20 protein-coding genes are annotated in these 18989 nt (G+C 60.2%); 14 read left to right on the top strand and 6 right to left on the bottom strand.

The window, feature by feature from the left end:
- Positions 1-218 precede the first annotated feature (218 nt).
- Positions 219-890, top strand: a complete 672-nt coding sequence (locus PSEUDOMOFG3G_RS19675) for a response regulator (protein WP_047227978.1) — start codon at positions 219-221, stop codon at positions 888-890.
- Entirely contained in the window at positions 883-2274 is a 1392-nt protein-coding gene (locus PSEUDOMOFG3G_RS19670; RefSeq protein WP_047227977.1) for a sensor histidine kinase, read from the top strand. Before PSEUDOMOFG3G_RS19675 ends, PSEUDOMOFG3G_RS19670 begins: the two co-directional genes overlap by 8 nt.
- Positions 2275-2409: 135 nt before the next feature.
- On the opposite strand, the gene PSEUDOMOFG3G_RS19665 is transcribed toward PSEUDOMOFG3G_RS19670, so the two are convergent.
- Both PSEUDOMOFG3G_RS19665 and PSEUDOMOFG3G_RS19660 read right to left on the bottom strand, forming a co-directional pair.
- A complete protein-coding gene (locus PSEUDOMOFG3G_RS19665; RefSeq protein WP_047227976.1) occupies positions 2410-3231 on the bottom strand; it encodes an HDOD domain-containing protein in 822 nt (273 codons plus the stop codon).
- A gap of 36 nt (positions 3232-3267) precedes the next feature.
- Positions 3268-4209, bottom strand: a complete 942-nt coding sequence (locus PSEUDOMOFG3G_RS19660) for a folate-binding protein YgfZ (RefSeq protein ID WP_139050919.1) — start codon at positions 4207-4209, stop codon at positions 3268-3270.
- Positions 4210-4358: 149 nt separating this feature from the next.
- Here PSEUDOMOFG3G_RS19660 and PSEUDOMOFG3G_RS19655 point away from each other — a divergent pair, with 149 nt between their 5' ends.
- Positions 4359-4613 (top strand): succinate dehydrogenase assembly factor 2, encoded by a 255-nt coding sequence (locus PSEUDOMOFG3G_RS19655; protein ID WP_007930227.1) that lies wholly within the window; start codon positions 4359-4361, stop codon positions 4611-4613.
- The gene (locus tag PSEUDOMOFG3G_RS19650; RefSeq protein WP_107322084.1) at positions 4597-5049 is read left to right on the top strand and encodes a protein YgfX; all 453 of its coding nucleotides are present in this window, start codon (positions 4597-4599) and stop codon (positions 5047-5049) included. The genes PSEUDOMOFG3G_RS19655 and PSEUDOMOFG3G_RS19650 overlap by 17 nt, the downstream gene beginning before the upstream one ends.
- Here the strand turns inward: PSEUDOMOFG3G_RS19650 and nadB are convergent.
- Positions 5018-6634, bottom strand: a complete 1617-nt coding sequence (gene nadB, locus PSEUDOMOFG3G_RS19645; protein ID WP_139050918.1) for an L-aspartate oxidase — start codon at positions 6632-6634, stop codon at positions 5018-5020. The two genes, PSEUDOMOFG3G_RS19650 and nadB, sit on opposite strands and share 32 nt — an antisense overlap.
- 554 nt (positions 6635-7188) lie before the next feature.
- On the opposite strand from nadB, the gene rpoE reads away from it, so the two are divergent.
- The 4 genes from rpoE (at position 7189) to PSEUDOMOFG3G_RS19625 (ending at position 10999) form a co-directional block, all read left to right on the top strand.
- Complete coding sequence (gene rpoE / locus PSEUDOMOFG3G_RS19640; protein ID WP_003172477.1) at positions 7189-7770, top strand: RNA polymerase sigma factor RpoE; 582 nt, start codon at positions 7189-7191, stop codon at positions 7768-7770.
- A gap of 30 nt (positions 7771-7800) precedes the next feature.
- Positions 7801-8388 carry a sigma-E factor negative regulatory protein gene (locus tag PSEUDOMOFG3G_RS19635; RefSeq protein ID WP_047227972.1) on the top strand — a complete coding sequence of 196 codons (588 nt, stop codon included), beginning with the start codon at positions 7801-7803 and terminating at the stop codon, positions 8386-8388.
- A 9-nt stretch (positions 8389-8397) separates the two neighbouring features.
- Positions 8398-9345, top strand: coding sequence for a MucB/RseB C-terminal domain-containing protein (locus PSEUDOMOFG3G_RS19630; protein WP_139050917.1), 948 nt, complete (start codon positions 8398-8400; stop codon positions 9343-9345).
- 226 nt (positions 9346-9571) lie between these two features.
- Complete coding sequence (locus PSEUDOMOFG3G_RS19625; protein ID WP_076385959.1) at positions 9572-10999, top strand: DegQ family serine endoprotease; 1428 nt, start codon at positions 9572-9574, stop codon at positions 10997-10999.
- Positions 11000-11062: 63 nt separating this feature from the next.
- Here PSEUDOMOFG3G_RS19625 and PSEUDOMOFG3G_RS19620 read toward each other — a convergent pair whose 3' ends face one another.
- A complete protein-coding gene (locus PSEUDOMOFG3G_RS19620; RefSeq protein WP_076385958.1) occupies positions 11063-12496 on the bottom strand; it encodes a M48 family metalloprotease in 1434 nt (477 codons plus the stop codon).
- Between the two features lie 98 nt (positions 12497-12594).
- Between PSEUDOMOFG3G_RS19620 and PSEUDOMOFG3G_RS19615 the strand changes: the two genes are divergently transcribed.
- Positions 12595-12834, top strand: coding sequence for a sulfurtransferase TusA family protein (locus PSEUDOMOFG3G_RS19615; RefSeq protein ID WP_047227968.1), 240 nt, complete (start codon positions 12595-12597; stop codon positions 12832-12834).
- Between the two features lie 29 nt (positions 12835-12863).
- Positions 12864-13934, top strand: a complete 1071-nt coding sequence (locus PSEUDOMOFG3G_RS19610) for an AI-2E family transporter (protein WP_139050916.1) — start codon at positions 12864-12866, stop codon at positions 13932-13934.
- A gap of 135 nt (positions 13935-14069) precedes the next feature.
- Here the strand turns inward: PSEUDOMOFG3G_RS19610 and PSEUDOMOFG3G_RS19605 are convergent, their stop codons facing one another.
- Entirely contained in the window at positions 14070-14543 is a 474-nt protein-coding gene (locus tag PSEUDOMOFG3G_RS19605; protein ID WP_139050915.1) for a peroxiredoxin, read from the bottom strand.
- A gap of 10 nt (positions 14544-14553) precedes the next feature.
- On the bottom strand, positions 14554-15114 hold the full coding sequence (locus PSEUDOMOFG3G_RS19600) for a glycine cleavage system protein R (protein WP_047227965.1): 561 nt from the start codon (positions 15112-15114) through the stop codon (positions 14554-14556).
- A gap of 316 nt (positions 15115-15430) precedes the next feature.
- Here PSEUDOMOFG3G_RS19600 and dapA point away from each other — a divergent pair, with 316 nt between their 5' ends.
- The 4 genes from dapA to purC are packed head-to-tail and all read left to right on the top strand — an operon-like array spanning position 15431 to position 18947.
- Positions 15431-16309 carry a 4-hydroxy-tetrahydrodipicolinate synthase gene (dapA, locus tag PSEUDOMOFG3G_RS19595; protein WP_076385956.1) on the top strand — a complete coding sequence of 293 codons (879 nt, stop codon included), beginning with the start codon at positions 15431-15433 and terminating at the stop codon, positions 16307-16309.
- A 17-nt stretch (positions 16310-16326) separates the two neighbouring features.
- Positions 16327-17442, top strand: coding sequence for an outer membrane protein assembly factor BamC (gene bamC / locus PSEUDOMOFG3G_RS19590; protein ID WP_047227963.1), 1116 nt, complete (start codon positions 16327-16329; stop codon positions 17440-17442).
- A gap of 4 nt (positions 17443-17446) precedes the next feature.
- A complete protein-coding gene (locus PSEUDOMOFG3G_RS19585) occupies positions 17447-18205 on the top strand; it encodes an MBL fold metallo-hydrolase (protein WP_047227962.1) in 759 nt (252 codons plus the stop codon).
- A gap of 28 nt (positions 18206-18233) precedes the next feature.
- Positions 18234-18947: a phosphoribosylaminoimidazolesuccinocarboxamide synthase gene (gene purC / locus PSEUDOMOFG3G_RS19580; RefSeq protein ID WP_025212375.1), complete on the top strand. Its 714-nt coding sequence runs from the start codon at positions 18234-18236 to the stop codon at positions 18945-18947.
- Positions 18948-18989 lie beyond the last annotated feature (42 nt).

The raw sequence follows: 18989 nt of genomic DNA, 5'->3' as shown, positions 1-18989 counted from the left end.
ATTGTTCTTATTTGGCGAAAACGCTTCGGGGCGTTTTTCGTTCGCGAGGTGCCTCGCGACCGGCAGTCGAAACTTGCCGTTGGAGGACTGTAACCGGCCAACCTTTCGCTAACCTTTCAAAAGCTTTCACGATGTTTTTGGCTTCACAGAGGTGGATGCGGCTGTAAACTCCGCGCCACAGAATGGTGCCGACCATCCCTGAATCGAGGTGAAATCCAATGCGTGTCCTGCTCGTCGAAGACCATCTCCAGCTGGCCGAAAGTGTAGCCCAGGCGCTCAAGAGCACCGGTTTGACCGTGGATGTGCTGCACGACGGGGTGGCGGCTGACCTGGCTTTGAGCAGCGAGGAGTACGCGGTCGCGATTCTCGATGTGGGGCTGCCACGCATGGACGGTTTCGAGGTGTTGGCCCGGCTGCGGGCCCGCGGCAAGACCTTGCCGGTGTTGATGCTGACTGCCCGTAGCGACGTCAAGGACCGGGTCCATGGTCTGAACCTGGGCGCTGACGATTACCTGGCCAAGCCGTTCGAGCTCACGGAGCTGGAGGCTCGGGTCAAGGCACTGTTGCGCCGTAGCGTATTGGGGGGCGAACGCCAGCAGCGCTGTGGTGGGTTGATTTATGACCTGGACACCCGCCGCTTCACCCTCGACGACGAATTGCTGACCCTGACTTCTCGCGAACAGGCCGTGCTGGAGGCGTTGATCGCCCGGCCAGGGCGGGTGATGAGCAAGGAGCAGCTTGCGGCCCAGGTGTTCGGCCTGGACGAAGAGGCCAGCCCCGATGCCATCGAAATCTACGTCCACCGCCTGCGCAAGAAACTCGACGGCCATGCCGTGGCGATCGTGACATTCCGTGGCCTGGGCTACCTGCTGGAAACCCGCGATGCATAAGCCCGACAGTTTACGTTGGCGACTGCTCTGGAACCTCGCACTGCTGTTGGTGGTACTGATGCTCGCCAGCGGCCTGAGTGCTTACTGGAACGGTCGCGAAGCCGCGGACACGGCCTACGACCGCACGCTGCTGGCCTCGGCCCGGACCATCGCCGCCGGCCTGTCGCAACGCGACGGCAGCCTCAGCGCGGATGTGCCTTACGTGGCCCTGGATACCTTTGCCTACGACAGCGCCGGGCGTATTTACTACCAGGTCAATGACATCCACCAAAAGCTGATTTCCGGCTACGAAAACCTCCCAGGTCCCCCGCCCGGTACGCCGCGTACCGACGATTACCCGGCCCTGGCGCGCTTTTATAACGCCAGCTATCAGGGGCAGGATGTGCGGGTGGTCAGCCTGCTCAAGGCGGTGAGTGAACCGAACATGAATGGCATGGCGGAGATTCGCGTGGCGGAAACCGAAGAGGCGCGGATCAGCATGGCCCGCGGCTTGATGGCCGACACACTGTTGCGCCTGGGTATGCTGGCGGTGGGCGCGCTGCTGATGGTGTGGTTCGCCGTCAGTGCCGCCTTGCGCCCCCTGGAGCGCTTGCGCACGGCGGTGGAGGAGCGTCAGCCGGATGATTTGCGGCCATTGCCCCTGGTGGAGGTCCAGCATGAACTCTGGCCACTGGTGCGGGCCCTCAACCATTTCACCGAGCGTCTTCGCGGGCAATTCGAGCGTCAGGCGCAATTCATCGCCGACGCCGCCCATGAACTGCGCACGCCTTTGGCTGCGCTGAAGGCCCGGCTTGAGCTGGGGCTACGCGCCAGCGAGCCGGCAATCTGGCGTGAAACCCTGGAAACCGCGGCCCAAGGCACGGATCGGTTGACCCATCTGGCGAATCAGTTGCTGTCCCTGGCGCGTGTCGAAAATGGTGCCCGGGCCATCGCCGAGGGCGGCGCGCAGTTGCTTGATCTCAGCCAATTGGCACGGGAGCTGGGTATGGCCATGGCCCCGTTGGCCCATGCCCGTGGCGTGGCGTTGGCTTTGGAAGCCGACGAACCGGTATGGCTGCGAGGTGAGCCGACCTTGTTGAACGAGTTGTTGAGCAACCTGGTGGACAACGCCCTGGCCCATACCCCATCGGGCGGCAATGTGATCCTGCGAGTCACAGCGCCTGCGGTGCTTGAGGTCGAGGACGACGGGCCGGGCATCCCGCCGCATGAGCGAGACCGCGTGTTCGAGCGCTTCTATCGACGCAATCAGCAAGTGGCCGGTTCGGGTCTGGGGTTGGCTATCGTCGGTGAAATCTGCCGTGCGCACCTGGCGCAAATCACGCTGCATGATGGGCAGGAGGGTGGTTTGAAAGTTAGGGTGAGCTTTATCCCCGGTTCAGATTGAGAGTCGAACACTATCTTGTGGCGAGGGAGCTTGCTCCCGCTCGACTGCGCAGCAGTCGTACGCTGATGGGGCCGCTTCGCGGCCCAGCGGGAGCAAGCTCCCTCGCCACAAAAACGTTTCTTGCCTCCGGACGTTCTAGTAAAACATCGACCGCGCTTCTTCGATCTCCGCGCACCGGGCTTTGTTTTCCGGGTCGATGCCCAGCTTATTGAAGGCCGGTACCCCGAAGGCATCGATCCTGCCCAGAGGGTGGTCGGAGTCCTTGTAGCAATACAACGCAGCAACCTGCACCAGGTCGACGTAATCGAGTTGCTTCGAATCTCGGGTGAAGTCCAGATACAGCCCCGGCAGCTTCACCAGTCTTTCTGGAAACTCCCAAACACTGAGCAACTTGTCTCCCAGCACCGGGTGAATCGTCTCGATGACGTGATTGAGACTGACCGGGTCAGACAGCAATTCATTGTTGTCTTCGGCGTAGGTGAGAATCGGCAGTACGCCGATCTGATGCACCAGCCCACCCAGCGCGGCCTGATCGGGTTTGAGTTGCGTATAGATCCGGCACAACGCATAGCAGACACCGGCGATTTCCAGGCTTTTACGCCAGACTTCGCGCATCTTCTGTTCCACCACTTCGGAACGGGCATGGAAAATCTGCTCCATGACCAGGCCGATGGCCAGGTTGCTGCTGTAGTTGACTCCCAGCCGGGTGATGGCTGTGTGCAGGTCAGTGACTTCCTGGGTCGCACGCAGCAGTGGGCTGTTGACCACTTTTATCAGGCGCGCCGAAAGCGCCGTGTCACGACCAATCACCTTGCTCAGGTTGCTGACGCTGATTTCCGGGTCTTCGGCGGCCCGGCGAATCTGCAGGGCCACTTCCGGTAATGTTGGCAGAACCAGGTCATCGTTATCGATGGCCTCCACCAAATCCCGTTGGACCTTATCCGCCAAATCGCTCATTTCGTTTCTCTAGGGTATTACGACAAAATGCTGCGATCAGCGCTGGATTTCGCGGTCGCGGTCCAGTTCGTAAGGCAGGTCGAGCAATTGCAGGCCCGGGCCTTCCAGCGCGCCGAGGTGCAAATTGTCATCTTCTGCAGCTTCGGCCTGTACCACCGCCAGCAGTTCAATGTTTCGTTCGGCGTGAGCGGCCATCACCACTTCACCGATAGAACTGCCGTGCGTGGGTGAAAATAAGGGGGTGCCAGGCTCGGGCAGTTCACCGGCATCCATTTGCAGCCGATACAGGCGCCGCTTGAGTTTGCCCAGGTACTGCATGCGGGCGACGATTTCCTGGCCGGTGTAGCAACCTTTCTTGAAGCTCACGCCGCCAACGGCTTGCAGATTGAGCATCTGCGGAATGAACAGTTCGCGGGTAGCCGGCATGACCTGGCCGATCCCGGCGCGGATCTGACCCAGCAGCCACTGGTTCAGCTCGCCCTCGGTCAACTGTTCGCGCAGCCGGGCTGACAGCGGGGCGGCCTGTTCGGCGGGCGCCCAAAGTTCGGCGCGGTTCGGAGAGACGCGAATGGCAATCAGGCCATCATGACGAACGACGCTGTCGGTCTCGGCCGGCAGCTCAAGGCCCAAGGCTGCGAGCGCCGTGTCGGCGTTCTCCAGGCCGAAGCGAGCCCAGGCGGTGCTTTCATCGGTCAGTCTGGATTTAGAGAACACGGCATACTTTTTCAGGTCCGCCAGTTGCGGTTCGAGCAATTCGCTGGCCATTGCCATCAGTACACCATCGCCTTCGAGCAGGATGCGGAAACTCGATTGCATCCGGCCCTTCTGGGTGCAGCGGGCACCGAGGCTGGCCCGGCTTTCGCTCAGGTAGTTGAGGTTGCAGGTCAATTGGCCTTGCAGGAATTTGCCAGCGTCCACGCCGCGGACCGCGAGAACGCCTTCGTGGGACAGGGTGCAGAAAAAAGCGGAATCAGCCATGGGTCATCGCAGGGTAAAAAGTCTGGTGGACATCATAAGGGGGCGCCCTTGAAATGGGTAGTTCACAAAGGATCGGTGGTGCCTGACCCGAGCCGTCTGTTCCATCGCGGCGGGGCCTGTATACTTGCGCTCTATTTGAGGAGCGCTCCATGGTCGAAGATGTTGAACTGAATCGCCTTTACTGGCACAGCCGCCGCGGCATGCTTGAGCTTGACGTGTTGCTGGTGCCGTTCGTGAAAGAAGTTTATCCCCACCTTAACGACGTCGACCGTGCGTGCTACGTGCGTCTGCTCGAGTGCGAGGATCAGGACATGTTCGGCTGGTTCATGGAACGCAGCGAATCCGAAGACCCGGAGTTGCAGCGCATGGTTCGGATGATTCTGGACCGTGTCCAGCCCAAGTAATCGCTTTGAATGCCGCTGGCAGGCTTCCGGGCAACTGCTGGCGGCCTATCTCCTGGCCCAGGCGTTTGCCTTGGGTTCGTTGTTGCTGTTGTCCGTCCCGTTCTGGTTAATCAGCCTCGGCGTGCTGCTGTGCCTGGCCCATGGTGCCTGGACGCTACCGCGGCATCTATTGTTGACCCACCGTCAGGCTTTTTGCCGGTTGCGTCGTGACGCCGATGGCTGGCAGCTGTGGAACAGGGCATCTGGCTGGCAGGCGGTGCAATTGCGCCCTGACAGCCTGGCGTTGCCGATGATTATCGTGCTGCGCTTTCGCCTGCGGGGGGAGTGGCGGGTCCGCTCGCTGTGTGTGCCCCGCGATGCGCTGGCGCCGGATCTGCATCGGCGCCTGCGGGTTCGGCTCAAGTTCAGCCGGCGTAGGTGGGCGGCACCAGAATAGTGTCCAACGCTTCGGGCAGCAGGTTCGGGTAGTCGAGGGTGTAGTGCAACCCGCGGCTTTCCTTGCGTTCCATGGCTGAGCGGATCATCAGTTCAGCGACCTGGGCCAGGTTGCGCAACTCGATCAGGTCGCGGCTGACCTTGTAGTTGCTGTAGAACTCATCGATTTCATCCAACAACAGCCGCACCCGATGCTGCGCCCGTTGCAGGCGTTTGTTGGTGCGCACGATGCCGACGTAGTCCCACATGAAGCGCCGCAGTTCGTCCCAGTTGTGAGCGATGATCACATCTTCGTCCGAGTCGGTGACCTGGCTGGCGTCCCACGAGGGCAGGGCGGATGGGGCGACGATCTGCGGCAATTGCTCAAGAATGTCCGCTGCCGCCGAGCGGGCGTAGACGAAACATTCCAGCAACGAGTTGCTGGCCATGCGGTTGGCGCCGTGCAGGCCGGTGAAGCTGGTTTCGCCAATGGCATACAGGCCCGGTACGTCAGTGCGCCCTTGTTGGTCGACCATCACCCCGCCGCAGGTGTAATGCGCCGCTGGTACCACCGGAATCGGTTGCTTGGTGATGTCGATGGAAAATTCCAGGCAACGCTCGTACACCGTGGGGAAATGGCTCTTGATGAACGCTTCGGGCTTGTGGCTGATGTCGAGGTAGACGCAGTCGATGCCCAGGCGCTTCATTTCGTGGTCGATGGCCCGGGCGACGATATCCCGGGGCGCCAGTTCGGCACGGGAATCGAAGCGCTGCATGAAACGCTCGCCGTTAGGAAGTTTCAGGTGAGCACCTTCGCCGCGCAAGGCCTCGGTGATCAGGAAACTCTTGGCCAACGGATGGTAGAGGCATGTGGGGTGGAACTGATTGAACTCCAGGTTCGCCACCCGGCAGCCTGAACGCCAGGCCATGGCAATGCCGTCCCCGCATGCGCCGTCGGGGTTGCTGGTGTAAAGGTAGACTTTCGCGGCACCGCCGGAGGCCAGGATCACGAAGCGGGCGCCGTAGGTGTCGACCTCCCCGGTGCCACGGTTGAGCACGTAGGCACCCAGGCACCGATCACCGTCCAGGCCCAAGCGTTTTTCGGTAATCAGATCGACCGCGACGCGTTGCTCCAGAAGCTCGATATTGGGCCGCTGGCGGGCTTGGGCCAGCAACGTCTTGAAAATCGCCGCACCGGTGGCATCGGCAGCGTGAATGATGCGCCGATGGCTGTGACCGCCCTCGCGGGTCAGGTGAAACTCGAAACCACCGTCTTCGGTACCGGATTGCTCGTCACGCGTGAAGGGGACGCCCTGGTCGATCAGCCACTGTATGGCTTCCCTGCTGTGTTCGACGGTGAAACGCACGGCTTCTGGATTGCACAGGCCGCCCCCGGCATTGAGGGTGTCATCGACATGCGATTCAATAGTGTCGGTGTCATCCAGCACGGCCGCGACGCCACCCTGGGCCCAGAATGTCGAACCGTTGGCCAGGTCGCCTTTGCTCAGTACTGCGATGCGCAGATGCTCAGGCAGTGTCAACGCCAGGCTCAATCCGGCGGCGCCGCTGCCGATTACCAGAACATCGTGTTGGAACTGTTGGCTCATTCGAAAGGTTTCCGCTCAAAACGACCCGGGTCGGGGTTGGCGCAAGACTTCCATTTCAATGGGTCAGGCAGCCATGCAGCCCACTAGTATATAGAGAGGGGGATCGGCACAATAGCGGCGTATTCATGGCAATGTGAAACCAGAATGACACAATGGTGACGCTTCGTCGGATCACGATTTTGGTGGATGGGCGACAAGGCGACCGTTTCGAGGATGAAAGGCTGTTTATCTCGTCAGGGTTGCTCGATGTTCCACACACAAGGCTATAAATAGTTGGAACTTTTGCCGAGCGACTGGGTTCAATAGACGGTTGTCTGCAAAAGGGAACAGCGTCGGGTTGGTGCAAGATTAGGATTTGAATCTTTGCCGACAGGCCCGGCGACAGATTATTCGCGCAGCCGGGGAATCTCGTGCTGCGTTTTTCGTGCGTGCCGGATCAGAGCGCGCCGGAAACTTGCTTGGAGGGGAGAACTTTTGCGAAAAGCCCGAGTCTATGGTTGCAAGCCCGGTCGATTAGTAATGCAAGCCTCCTTCGAGCTTATCGAGGAGTGTTCATGCTAACCCAGGAAGAGGATCAGCAACTGGTCGAGCGCGTTCAACGCGGCGACAAGCGAGCTTTCGATCTGCTAGTGCTGAAATACCAGCACAAAATTCTCGGGTTGATCGTGCGTTTTGTGCACGACACCCATGAAGCCCAGGATGTTGCTCAGGAAGCCTTCATCAAGGCTTACCGTGCGCTTGGTAATTTTCGCGGAGATAGCGCGTTTTACACGTGGCTTTACCGCATCGCCATTAACACGGCGAAAAACTATCTGGTTTCACGCGGCCGCCGGCCGCCGGATAGCGATGTGAGTTCTGAAGATGCAGAGTTCTATGATGGCGATCACGGCCTCAAGGATCTTGAATCACCGGAACGAGCGTTGCTGCGGGATGAGATCGAAGGCACTGTCCATCGGACCATCCAGCAACTGCCCGAAGATTTGCGTACGGCTCTAACTTTACGTGAATTCGACGGTCTGAGTTACGAGGACATTGCCAGCGTCATGCAGTGTCCGGTGGGTACCGTGCGCTCCCGGATTTTCCGCGCTCGGGAGGCCATCGATAAAGCCCTGCAACCTTTGTTGCAGGAAAACTGAGACAGCGGCGACAGCCAAGAGAGGAACGCCATGAGTCGTGAAGCCCTGCAGGAATCGCTGTCCGCAGTGATGGATAACGAAGCGGACGAATTGGAATTGCGTCGGGTACTCAATGCCTTCGACGATGTTGAAACCCGTGAGACCTGGGCTCGTTACCAGATCGCCCGGGCTGTCATGCACAAGGACCTGCTGCTTCCGCGTCTGGACATCGCTGCGGCTGTATCTGCTGCTCTGGCTGATGAAGCTGTTCCGGCCAAAGCCTCCCGCAGCCCTTGGCGCAGCCTGGGTCGTCTTGCGGTTGCCGCTTCGGTTACGGTGGCCGTGCTGGCCGGGGTTCGCCTCTACAACCAGGATGAGATCGCCGGTGTGCAAATGGCCCAGCAGTCCAATCAGCCTGGCTTGGCCGCTCCACAGGTCAAGGGCCCGGCAGTGTTGGCCGGTTATAGCGAAAGCTCGGAAGTCGCCGGTCCAATGGCCAACGGTGTGCTGCAAGGCCAACCAGGCTGGCATGATCAGCGTCTGCCCAACTACCTGCGTCAGCATGCCCAGGAAGCAGCCCTGAAAGGTACTGAAAGCGCGCTGCCTTACGCCCGTGCAGCCAGTCTGGAAAACCGCTAAGGAGGACCATTGCGCGCCATACCTCTATTTTCGCTTCTGTTGGGTGGCTGGTGCGTTATCCCAGCCTATGCCGGTGAAGCTCAGGACTGGCTTAATCGTCTGAGTCAGGCCGAGCAACAGCAAAGCTTCCAGGGCACTTTCGTTTACGAGCGTAACGGTAGTTTTTCTACCCATAACATCTGGCATCGTGTCCAGGATGGCAAAGTCCGCGAGCGGTTACTCCAGCTCGATGGGTCGGCACAGGAAGTCCTGCGCATTGATGGACGTACTCAATGCGTAAGCGGCTCCTTGATCGCTGGGGTGGGGAATACGCCTGAAGGCACGGCACGTGCGCTCGATCCGCAAAAACTCAAGAATTGGTATGATCTTGCCGTCATTGGCAAGTCGCGCGTGGCCGGGCGCCCTGCGGTGATTGTGGCGCTGACGCCCAAGGACCAGCATCGTTATGGTTTCGAACTGCATCTGGACCGAGAGACCGGCCTGCCGCTCAAGTCTCTGTTGCTCAATGACAAGGGCCAGCTGCTCGAGCGTTTCCAGTTCACACGTTTGAATATCACGGCACCGTCCGACGCTGATCTGCAAGCCACTGCCGAATGCAAGGTAGTAGCGCAGACCCCAGCTAAAAGTGCCATGGCGAAAACTGCATGGCGTTCGGACTGGCTTCCACCGGGCTTCGAACTGACCAGCAGTGCGCTGAGAAAGGATCCGGAAACCAACGTTCAGGTCAATAGCCTGATGTACGATGATGGCTTGGCTCGTTTCTCGGTGTTTCTGGAACCGTTGAACGGCGCGACCGTCACCGACACGCGTACGCAGCTCGGCCCGACAGCAGCTGTTTCGCGTCGACTCACGACGCCCCAGGGCGAAATGATGGTCACGGTGGTCGGCGAAATTCCCATCGGCACAGCGGAACGGATCGCGCTCTCCATGCGTTCCGATGCCACGGCGACTCAATAGCTGCCAGGGTGGTTCGATTGGGCAAGAGGCTTACAGCGTCGGGACTTGATCGAAATGCCGAAACTTTCTGTCAGTATTTTCATTTGCAAAACTTCAATTTTTTTTCTATAGGTCAGAGCCGCTCGGCTCTGGCCTTGCCTGTTTGCGGAACAAAAATACCGGCGTATCTTCCTCTGGTATTTCTTGCTCCATATCGCTTAACCACGCTCGTCGTAACGGGAGCCGTATGTCGATACCACGCTTGAAAACCTATCTTTCCATCTTTGCCACTGTGCTTGTGCTCGGTCAGGCCGTTCCCGCTATGGCGGTCGAATTGCCTGACTTCACTGAGCTGGTCGAGCAAGCCTCGCCTGCGGTGGTGAACATCAGTACCACCCAGAAATTGCCGGAACGCCGGGTGATGGATCAGCAGATGCCGGACCTGGAAGGTTTGCCGCCGATGTTGCGCGAGTTCTTCGAGCGCGGGATGCCGCAACCGCGTTCGCCCGGCGGTGGCCGTCAGCGTGAAGCGCAGTCCCTGGGCTCGGGTTTCATTATTTCGCCCGACGGTTACATCCTGACCAATAACCACGTGATTGCCGATGCCGACGAGATCCTGGTGCGCCTGGCAGACCGCAGTGAGCTCAAGGCCAAGCTGATCGGCACTGACCCGCGTTCTGACGTGGCGTTGCTGAAGATCGAAGGGAAAGATCTGCCCGTGCTCAAGCTGGGCAAATCCCAGAACCTGAAAGCCGGCCAGTGGGTCGTGGCCATCGGTTCGCCGTTTGGCTTCGACCATACCGTAACCCAGGGCATCGTCAGCGCCATCGGTCGCAGTCTGCCAAACGAAAACTACGTGCCGTTCATCCAGACCGATGTGCCGATCAACCCAGGCAACTCCGGTGGGCCGTTGTTCAACCTCGACGGTGAAGTCGTGGGGATCAACTCCCAGATATATACCCGTTCGGGCGGCTTCATGGGCGTGTCCTTCGCGATTCCGATCGACGTCGCCATGGACGTGTCCAATCAGCTGAAAACCGAAGGCAAGGTCAGCCGCGGCTGGTTGGGCGTGGTCATTCAGGAAGTGAACAAGGACCTGGCCGAGTCGTTCGGCCTGGAGAAACCAGCCGGTGCGCTGGTGGCGCAGATTCAGGATGGTGGTCCGGCTGCCAAGGGTGGCCTGCAAGTGGGCGACGTGATCCTGAGCATGAATGGCCAGCCGATCGTCATGTCCGCTGACTTGCCACATCTGGTGGGCGCCCTCAAGGCCGGTTCCAAGGCTAATCTGGAAGTGATTCGCGAAGGCAAGCGCACAAACGTCGAATTGACCGTCGGCGCCATCCCTGAGGAAGGCAAGGAGCTGGACTCGCTGGCCAAGTCAGGCGTGGAACGTAGCAGCAATCGTCTGGGCGTGGCTGTGGCGGAGCTTACGCCAGAGCAAAAACGGACCCTGGAGCTGCAAGGTGGTGTAGTGATCAAGGAGGTGCAGGAGGGGCCTGCGGCCATGATCGGCCTGCAACCAGGCGACATCATCACTCACCTGAACAACCAGGCAATCGGTTCGGCCAAGGAGTTCACCGACATCGCCAAGGCGTTGCCGAAGAATCGTTCAGTCTCGATGCGGGTTCTGCGTCAGGGCCGTGCGAGTTTCATTACCTTCAAGCTGGCCGAGTGATCGCTTAGCTGTCCCCAAAAAAAACCGCCTCGAAAGAGGCGGTTTTTTTGTGTCCGAAAAGACTCAGCCCATCATGTCCTTGACCATGCGCTCCTGCTCCATGAGCTCGCGCTGCCTGGCGTCGATGCGTGACGACAGCGGGAAATTGCTGCCCGCGCGCCGTTTGGCGAAGTCCAGTTGCTGGATGGCCTGCCGGTAGTCGCCCACCAGGGCGAAGTATTCGGCGCGGGCCTGGTGCAGGCCGATGATGTTGCCCGACAGTCCGCGGGTCTCTGCCACCATGTACCAGACATCCGGATCGTCCGGACGAGTCTTGAGCAGGTTCTCCAGAGCCTTCTCGGCGTCGGCGGGGCGGTTCTGCTTGAGCAGCAAGTCGACGCGCACCTGATTCAGCGGATAGTTGCCCGGGTACTGGGTCAGCATCCGGTCGACGCGAGCCTGAGCGTCTGGCAGCTTGTTGCTTGTGATATCCAGATCGACCTGGGCCAGGTTATAGATGATCTCGTTGGGCGATTTGGCCAGGAGCTGCTTGAGGTTTTCCCGGGCCTCATTCAGCTGGCCACCCTTGATCTGCGCGATCGCCAAGCCATAGCGGGCCACGTCGTTCTTCGGATTTTCATCCAGTTGCGCCCGGAAGCGCTTGGCGCCCAGCCCCGGAGTTTCTTCGTAGATCAACTTGACCCGTGCGCGAATCAACTGATAACGCATGCTGTCCTCGATGCCACCTGGCCTTGCCTGTTCGGCGCGGTTGCGGGTGTCGGCGATTCGGGATTCAGTCACCGGGTGAGTCAGCAGGAATTCAGGGGGCCTGGCGTCGAAACGGTACTGGCGCATCAGCCGTTCGAACATGGTCGGCATGGACCGCGGATCATAGCCGGCCTTTTCCAGGTTCTGGATGCCGATGCGGTCGGCTTCCTGTTCGTTCTGGCGAGAGAAACGTCGTTGTTCCTGGATGGCTGCTGCCTGGGTGCCGGCAATGGCCGCGATCCCGGCGTCACCCCCACCGGCGGCGGCGATCACAATGCCGGCCAGCAGAGCTGCCATCATAGGCACCTGCATGCGTTGTTGAGCTTCGACGCCCCGGGCAAAGTGGCGTTGTGACAAGTGCGCCAGTTCGTGGGCCATGACCGAGGCGTATTCACCTTCGGTCTGCGCATTGAGGAACAGTCCACCGTTGACCCCGACGATTCCGCCTGGTGCGGCGAAAGCGTTGAGCTGCGGGCTGTTGATCAGGATGAACTCCAGGCGTCGGTCGTTGACCTGGCTGGTCTCCACCAGTTTGTAAACGCTGGACTCGACGTAGTCCTTGAGCTGTGGATCGTTGAGCTGTGAGACCTGACTGCGCAGCAAGGCCAGCCAGGCGCGACCCAACTGGTGCTCCTGTTGCGGCGAGACGATGGCAGAACTGGCGTCGCCAAGTGACGGCAGGTCGTCGGCGAAGCCCGGTGAGGCAAGCAGGCAAGCGAGCGTCAGCAGGGTGGGGCGCAGAAATGTCATGCACGAAGCCTTAGTCGACAAAGACCCTACTGTAGCCGGACACCAGGCCCGGGACCAGATATTCTAAGTCGCTCAACGACCTGCTGCGGAGTGAACCGATGACCGATGCTGTAGCCCCCGATGCCGAACTGGACGCCAGCGGCCTGAATTGTCCGTTACCACTGCTCAAGGCCAAGCTGGAACTCAATCGCCTGGCCAGCGGCGCCGTGCTCAAGGTGACCGCAACGGATGCGGGCTCCCAGCGCGATTTTCGCACCTTTGCCCGACTGGCCGGTCATACGCTGCTGCGTGAAGAAGACGACAACGGCGTCTACCGTTATTGGCTGAAGAAAGCCTGAAAATCAACAGCGGCCCTTAAGGATTTTTAATGTTCAAAGTGTTACGCGACTGGATCCAGCGCTACTTCTCCGACGAAGAGGCGGTGGTGCTGGCAGTGTTGCTGTTCCTGGCCTTCACGGCAGTCCTCACGCTGGGCGGCATGCTCGCGCCGGTGCTGGCAGGGATGGTGCTGGCGTACCTGATGCAGGGGCTGGTCATGACACTGGAACGGATGCGGCTGCCTGGCGCCATGGCGGTAGGGCTGGTGTTCGCCCTGTTCATGGGGTTGTTGGTGGTGTTCGTCGTCGTGATCATGCCGCTGCTCTGGCATCAGTTGGTGACCTTGTTCAATGAATTGCCCGGGATGCTCGTCAAATGGCAGTCGCTGTTGTTGCTGTTGCCGGAGCGCTATCCGCATCTGGTGTCCGATGAACAGGTACTGCAGGCCATAGAGGTGGTGCGCGGCCAGATCGGCAAGTTCGGCCAGTGGGCGCTGACGTTTTCTTTGTCCAGCCTGCCGCTTCTGGTGAACATCATGATCTACCTGGTGCTGGTGCCGATCCTGGTGTTTTTCTTTCTCAAGGATCGGGAAATGATCGGGCGCTGGGTCCGTGGCTATCTGCCTCGCGAGCGGGCGCTGATCACCCGGGTGGCCCAGGAAATGAATCGCCAGATCGCCAACTACATTCGCGGAAAAGTCATCGAGATTTTCATCTGCGGCGGCGTGACCTACATCGGCTTCGTGGCCCTGGGGCTCAATTACGCGGCATTGCTGGCGCTGCTGGTGGGCATTTCGGTGGTGGTGCCGTATGTCGGGACCGTGGTGGTGACCGTGCCCGTGGCGTTGATCGCGCTGTTCCAATGGGGATGGAGCGATCAGTTCATTTATCTGATGGCCGTCTACGGGATCATCCAGGCGCTTGATGGCAACGTGCTGGTGCCGCTGCTGTTCTCCGAGGCGGTGAACCTGCATCCGGTGGTGATCATCTGCGCGGTATTGCTGTTTGGCGGGCTGTGGGGGTTTTGGGGCGTGTTCTTTGCCATTCCCCTGGCAACACTGTTCAAGGCTGTGCTGGATGCGTGGCCGAGCCGTGAGCCGGTGGTGGCGCCGTTGCTGTAGCAGCCGCTACTTATCCGGTGAGGCGGGTGGCCTCATCGCGAGCAGGCTCGCTCCCACAGGGGATTTGTTAACGCCGAAAATCCAGTGTGGGAGCGAGCCTGCTCGCGATAGCGCCAGAACAGGTAACAAAAAACTTCAGGCCTGATTCAGAGCCTGCGCCGCCGCCAACACCGCATCCACATGCCCCGGCACCTTCACGCCGCGCCATTCCTGGCGTAGCACGCCATCCTTGTCGATCAGGAACGTGCTGCGATCAACGCCCAGGTATTCCTTGCCGTAGAGTTTTTTCAACTTGATCACGTCGAACAGCTGGCAGACGGCCTCGTCCTTGTCGCTGATCAGCTCGAACGGAAACTCCTGCTTGCACTTGAAGTTCTCGTGGGACTTGAGGCTATCGCGCGATACGCCGAACACTTCGGTGTTGGCAGCCTGGAACTGGGCGTACTGGTCACGAAAACCCTGGCCTTCGGTGGTGCACCCCGGGGTGCTGTCCTTGGGATAGAAGTAAATCACCACCTGCTTGCCTTTAAGGGCCGCGAGGCTGACGGTGTGCCCGCTGGTGGCGGGCGCCTGGAAATCGGTAACCGGTTGGTCGATGGCAACGGCCATGAACGCTTCCTTACATTGGGTTTTGGGGGCGCCACGGTTCGATCAGGGCATCGAGGTTCATCGCGTCGGCGAAATCCAGGAACTGATCGCGCAGCCAACTGATCTGGGTGCCGGCCGGCAGTGTCACGGTGAACGTGGCATTGAGCATGGTGCCGCCTGTCTGCGGGGCCTGGTAGGTGTCGCAGGTCAGGTTTTCCAGCTCGACATGGTGGTCCATGAAGAACTGGCACAGCTCGTTGATGATGTCCGGGCGATAGGCCGAACTCACATACGCCACGTAGGGCAGGGCCTGGGGGCGGTTCTCCAGGGCGGCGCTGCGCACCACGTTGACGGTGAAGGCGTGTTTCTTGGCCAGCACCGGCAGGCTCGCTTCCAGGCGGGCCAGGGCGTCCCAGCTGCCGGAAATCTCAAGCACGAGCGCACTGCATTCGCCATGACGGGTCAGGCGTGAAGTTACGACGGCGCAGCGATTTTCATGGCTGGCGCGGCACAGGACGTTAGTCAGCTCCATGGGGTTGGCGCCAAGGGCACTGATAACAAGGAATTGTTCGCGGACTGTGGGGGTGGACATGCAGCATTCCTAAAGCGATGAGCGGTCGGCACTTTTGCAGCTCGGCACGGCGACAGACCGGGATAAACGAACGACTCAAGCCCTGTGCCTGGGGTTGCGCTGCATTCCGGGACGGCGGGAATGCGGCAGGACAAACGCAGGAATGGGGCTTGTGGCGACGAATAACGGAGGCTGGGAACCGGCGTATGAGCTTATCGGTACCGATCAAAGCCTGAAGGGTAGCGAAAACCATCGCCAAGGGGAATGGTAGTTCGCTTGTACAAGCATCTTGGCGCCAGTACCATTACCGCTCTCTTTTTCCGGCAGGAGCGGTTTCATGATTGCGGGCAGTATGGTGGCACTGGTCACACCCATGGATGCACAAGGGCGTCTTGACTGGGCCAGCCTCAGCAAACTCGTGGACTTCCACCTTGAAAACGGCACCCATGCCATTGTCGCCGTCGGTACCACTGGCGAATCGGCAACCCTCGATGTCAACGAGCACATCGAAGTCATCCGTGCCGTGGTCAAGCAGGTCGCTGGCCAGATTCCTGTTATCGCCGGTACCGGCGCCAACTCGACCCGCGAAGCCGTCGAGCTGACCCGCAACGCCAAGGAAGCCGGTGCCGACGCGTGCCTGCTGGTCGTGCCGTACTACAACAAGCCAACCCAGGAAGGCTTGTACCAGCACTTCAAGCACATTGCCGAAGCGGTCGACATCCCGCAGATCCTCTACAACGTTCCCGGCCGCACTTCCTGCGACATGCAGGCCGAGACCGTGATTCGCCTCTCCACCGTGCCGAACATCATCGGTATCAAGGAAGCCACCGGCGACCTGGACCGCGCCAAGGCCATCCTCGCTGGCGTGAGTGATGACTTCATCGTGCTGTCCGGCGATGATCCGACCGCGGTCGAGCTGATCCTGCTGGGTGGCAAGGGCAATATCTCCGTCACCGCCAACGTCGCTCCGCGCGAAATGGCCGACCTGTGCGAGGCTGCGCTCAAGGGCGACGCCGAGACCGCGCGGGCAATCAACGAAAAACTGATGCCGTTGCACAAGGATCTGTTCATCGAAGCCAACCCGATTCCGGTGAAGTGGGCTTTGGTTGAAATGGGCCTGATGCATCAAGGCATCCGCCTGCCGCTCACCTGGCTGAGCGAAGCCTGTCACGAACCGCTTCGGCAGGCCATGCGCCAGTCGGGCGTCCTGGTTTAATTGAGGAAGTACAACGCATGAAGCGAATGGCCGGACTTTCCGCACTTGCCTTGATTATCTCCAGCACCAGTGGCTGCGGATGGGTCTGGGGCCCGGAAGGTTACTTCCGCGACCGTGGTAGCGATTACCTGGAAGCGCAACAGACTGCACCGATGCAACTGCCTCCCGATGTGAATGTCGCCAAACGTCTGGATCCGCTGTTGCCGATCCCGCGTAATGTGGCCGACGACAGCGTCAAGGGCGAATACATCGTCCCCCGTCCACAGCCGCTCTCGGCCATGGCCGATGCCAGCGACTACACCCTGCAGAAGAGTGGCGATTCAAGCTGGGTCATGGCCCAGCATCCACCGGCCGAAGTCTGGCCCGTGGCGATCCAGTTCTTCCAGGACAACGGTTTCCGCCTGGATGAGCAGCGCCCGCAAACGGGCGAATTCACCACGACCTGGCAACGTGCCGATGAGCTGTCCGCCGCCATGGCCAAGCGCCTGAGCGCCGCCGGTGTCGGTGCCGACAGCGAAAGCCGCGTGCGGGTTCGCATCGAGCCGGGCGTGCAGCGCAACACCAGTGAAATCTATGTGGTCAGCGCCGAACGTCCTGCCGGCAGCACCGCCGATGTGGCCTTCACCAACCGTTCAGTCAACACCGGCCTGGACGCTGCGCTGGTGGACGACATGCTCGCCAGCATGAGCCGTACCGCAGAACAGGGCGGTTCGGTTTCGATGCTTGCATCCCGGGACTTCGACGTCCCGAGCCGCGTCAGCTTGAGCGAAGACGGCAGCGGCAACCCGGTGCTCAACGTCGGCTCCGACCTGGATCGCGCCTGGTCGAGCGTAGGTCGTGCGCTGGAACAAGGTGAGTGGCGGGTTGAAGACATCAACCGCAGCCTGGGCCTGTACTACATCAACCTCGCCGAAAAGGCCGAGAAGAAAGATGAGAAGCCTGGCTTCTTCAGCGGTCTGTTCGGCAGCGCGCCGGACAAGGAAGAAATTGAAGCCCGTGCCGAGCGTTATCAGGTTCGCCTGAGCAAGGTGGGTGACAACGTTCAGGTGACCGTCGAGAAAAACATCAACACCGTGGCGCCGGCCGATGTGGCCCGCAAGGTATTGAGCGTGATTCAGGACAACCTGGGCTGATCCGATGCGTTTTGCCGTTCTCGGCAGCGGTAGCCAAGGGAACGGCACGCTGATAGCCAGCGCCGGCACGTATGTGCTGGTCGATTGTGGTTTCTCTTTGCGAGAAACCGAGAAACGCCTGTTGCGCCTGGGTGTGCACCCGGCGCAATTGAGCGCGATACTCGTAACCCACGAACATGCCGACCACGTGCATGGCGTGGGTTTGCTGTCTCGGCGCTACAATCTGCCGGTGTACCTGAGCCGTGGAACACTGGAGGGGCTGCGTAAGCCCATCGAACCTGCTGGCTTCGTCGCCGGTGGCGAGCAACTGCGCATTGGTGCTCTGGAAGTCAGTGTGGTCAGCGTGGCGCACGACGCCCGGGAGCCAACGCAGTATGTGTTCAGCGACGGTGAGCGGCGCTTTGGGTTGCTGACCGACCTGGGTTCGTATTGCGACAGGGTGATGGACAGCTACCGGGATCTCGATGCATTGATGATCGAGTCCAACCACTGCCGTGACATGCTGGCGCGCGGGTACTACCCGTACTTTCTCAAGCAGCGGGTAGGCGGGGAACACGGACATTTGAACAACCACCAGGCGGCGTTCCTGGTGGCCGAGTTGGGCTGGCAAGGCCTGCAACACCTGGTCCTGGCCCATCTGAGCAGCAAGAACAACCTGCCGCAGCTGGCCCGGCAATGTTTCGTCGACACCCTCGGGTGCGACCCGGACTGGCTGCAACTGGCCGATCAAGATTCAGGGCTCGACTGGCGACATATCGCCTAGCCCATCTACTTAGCAAGCGGAGCCCATCATGGAAAAACGTGAAGAACTCTACCGCGGCAAAGCCAAATCGGTTTACAAGACCGACGACGCAGACCGCTTGATCCTGCTGTTTCGCAACGACACCTCGGCGTTCGACGGCAAGCGCATCGAACAGCTGGACCGCAAAGGCATGGTGAACAACAAGTTCAACGCCTTCATCATGCAGAAGCTCGAAGCCGCTGGCGTGCCGACCCAGTTCGACAAGTTGCTGGGCGACAACGAATGCCTGGTCAAGAAGCTGGACATGATCCCGGTCGAATGCGTCGTGCGTAACTACGCCGCCGGCAGCCTGGTCAAGCGTCTGGGCGTGGAAGAGGGCATGAAGCTCAACCCATACACCTTCGAGCTGTTCCTGAAGGACGACGCCAAGGGCGACCCGTTCATCAACGAATCCCACGTTGTGGCGTTCGGTTGGGGCACCGCCGAGCAACTGGCGCGCATGAAGGAGTTGTCCCTCAAGGTCAACGAGGTGCTGACCAAGCTGTTCGACGACGCCGGTCTGCTGCTGGTGGACTTCAAGCTTGAATTCGGTGTGTTCAGCGATGGCTCCATCGTCCTGGGTGACGAATTCAGCCCGGACGGCTGCCGCCTCTGGGACAAGGACACCAAGAAGAAGATGGACAAGGACCGCTTCCGCCAGGGTCTGGGTGATGTCATCGAAGCCTACGAAGAAGTTGCCCAGCGTCTGGGCGTGCCGCTGTAATCGACGCAAGCATCTGATAGCACGGAAAAAATTTCGCCCGGG

Source organism: Pseudomonas sp. FG-3G (genome assembly GCF_901007645.1).
Taxonomy (GTDB): domain Bacteria; phylum Pseudomonadota; class Gammaproteobacteria; order Pseudomonadales; family Pseudomonadaceae; genus Aquipseudomonas; species Aquipseudomonas rhizophila.
Note: the sequence above shows the minus strand (reverse complement) of the source record. Positions and strands in the feature narration are given on the sequence as shown.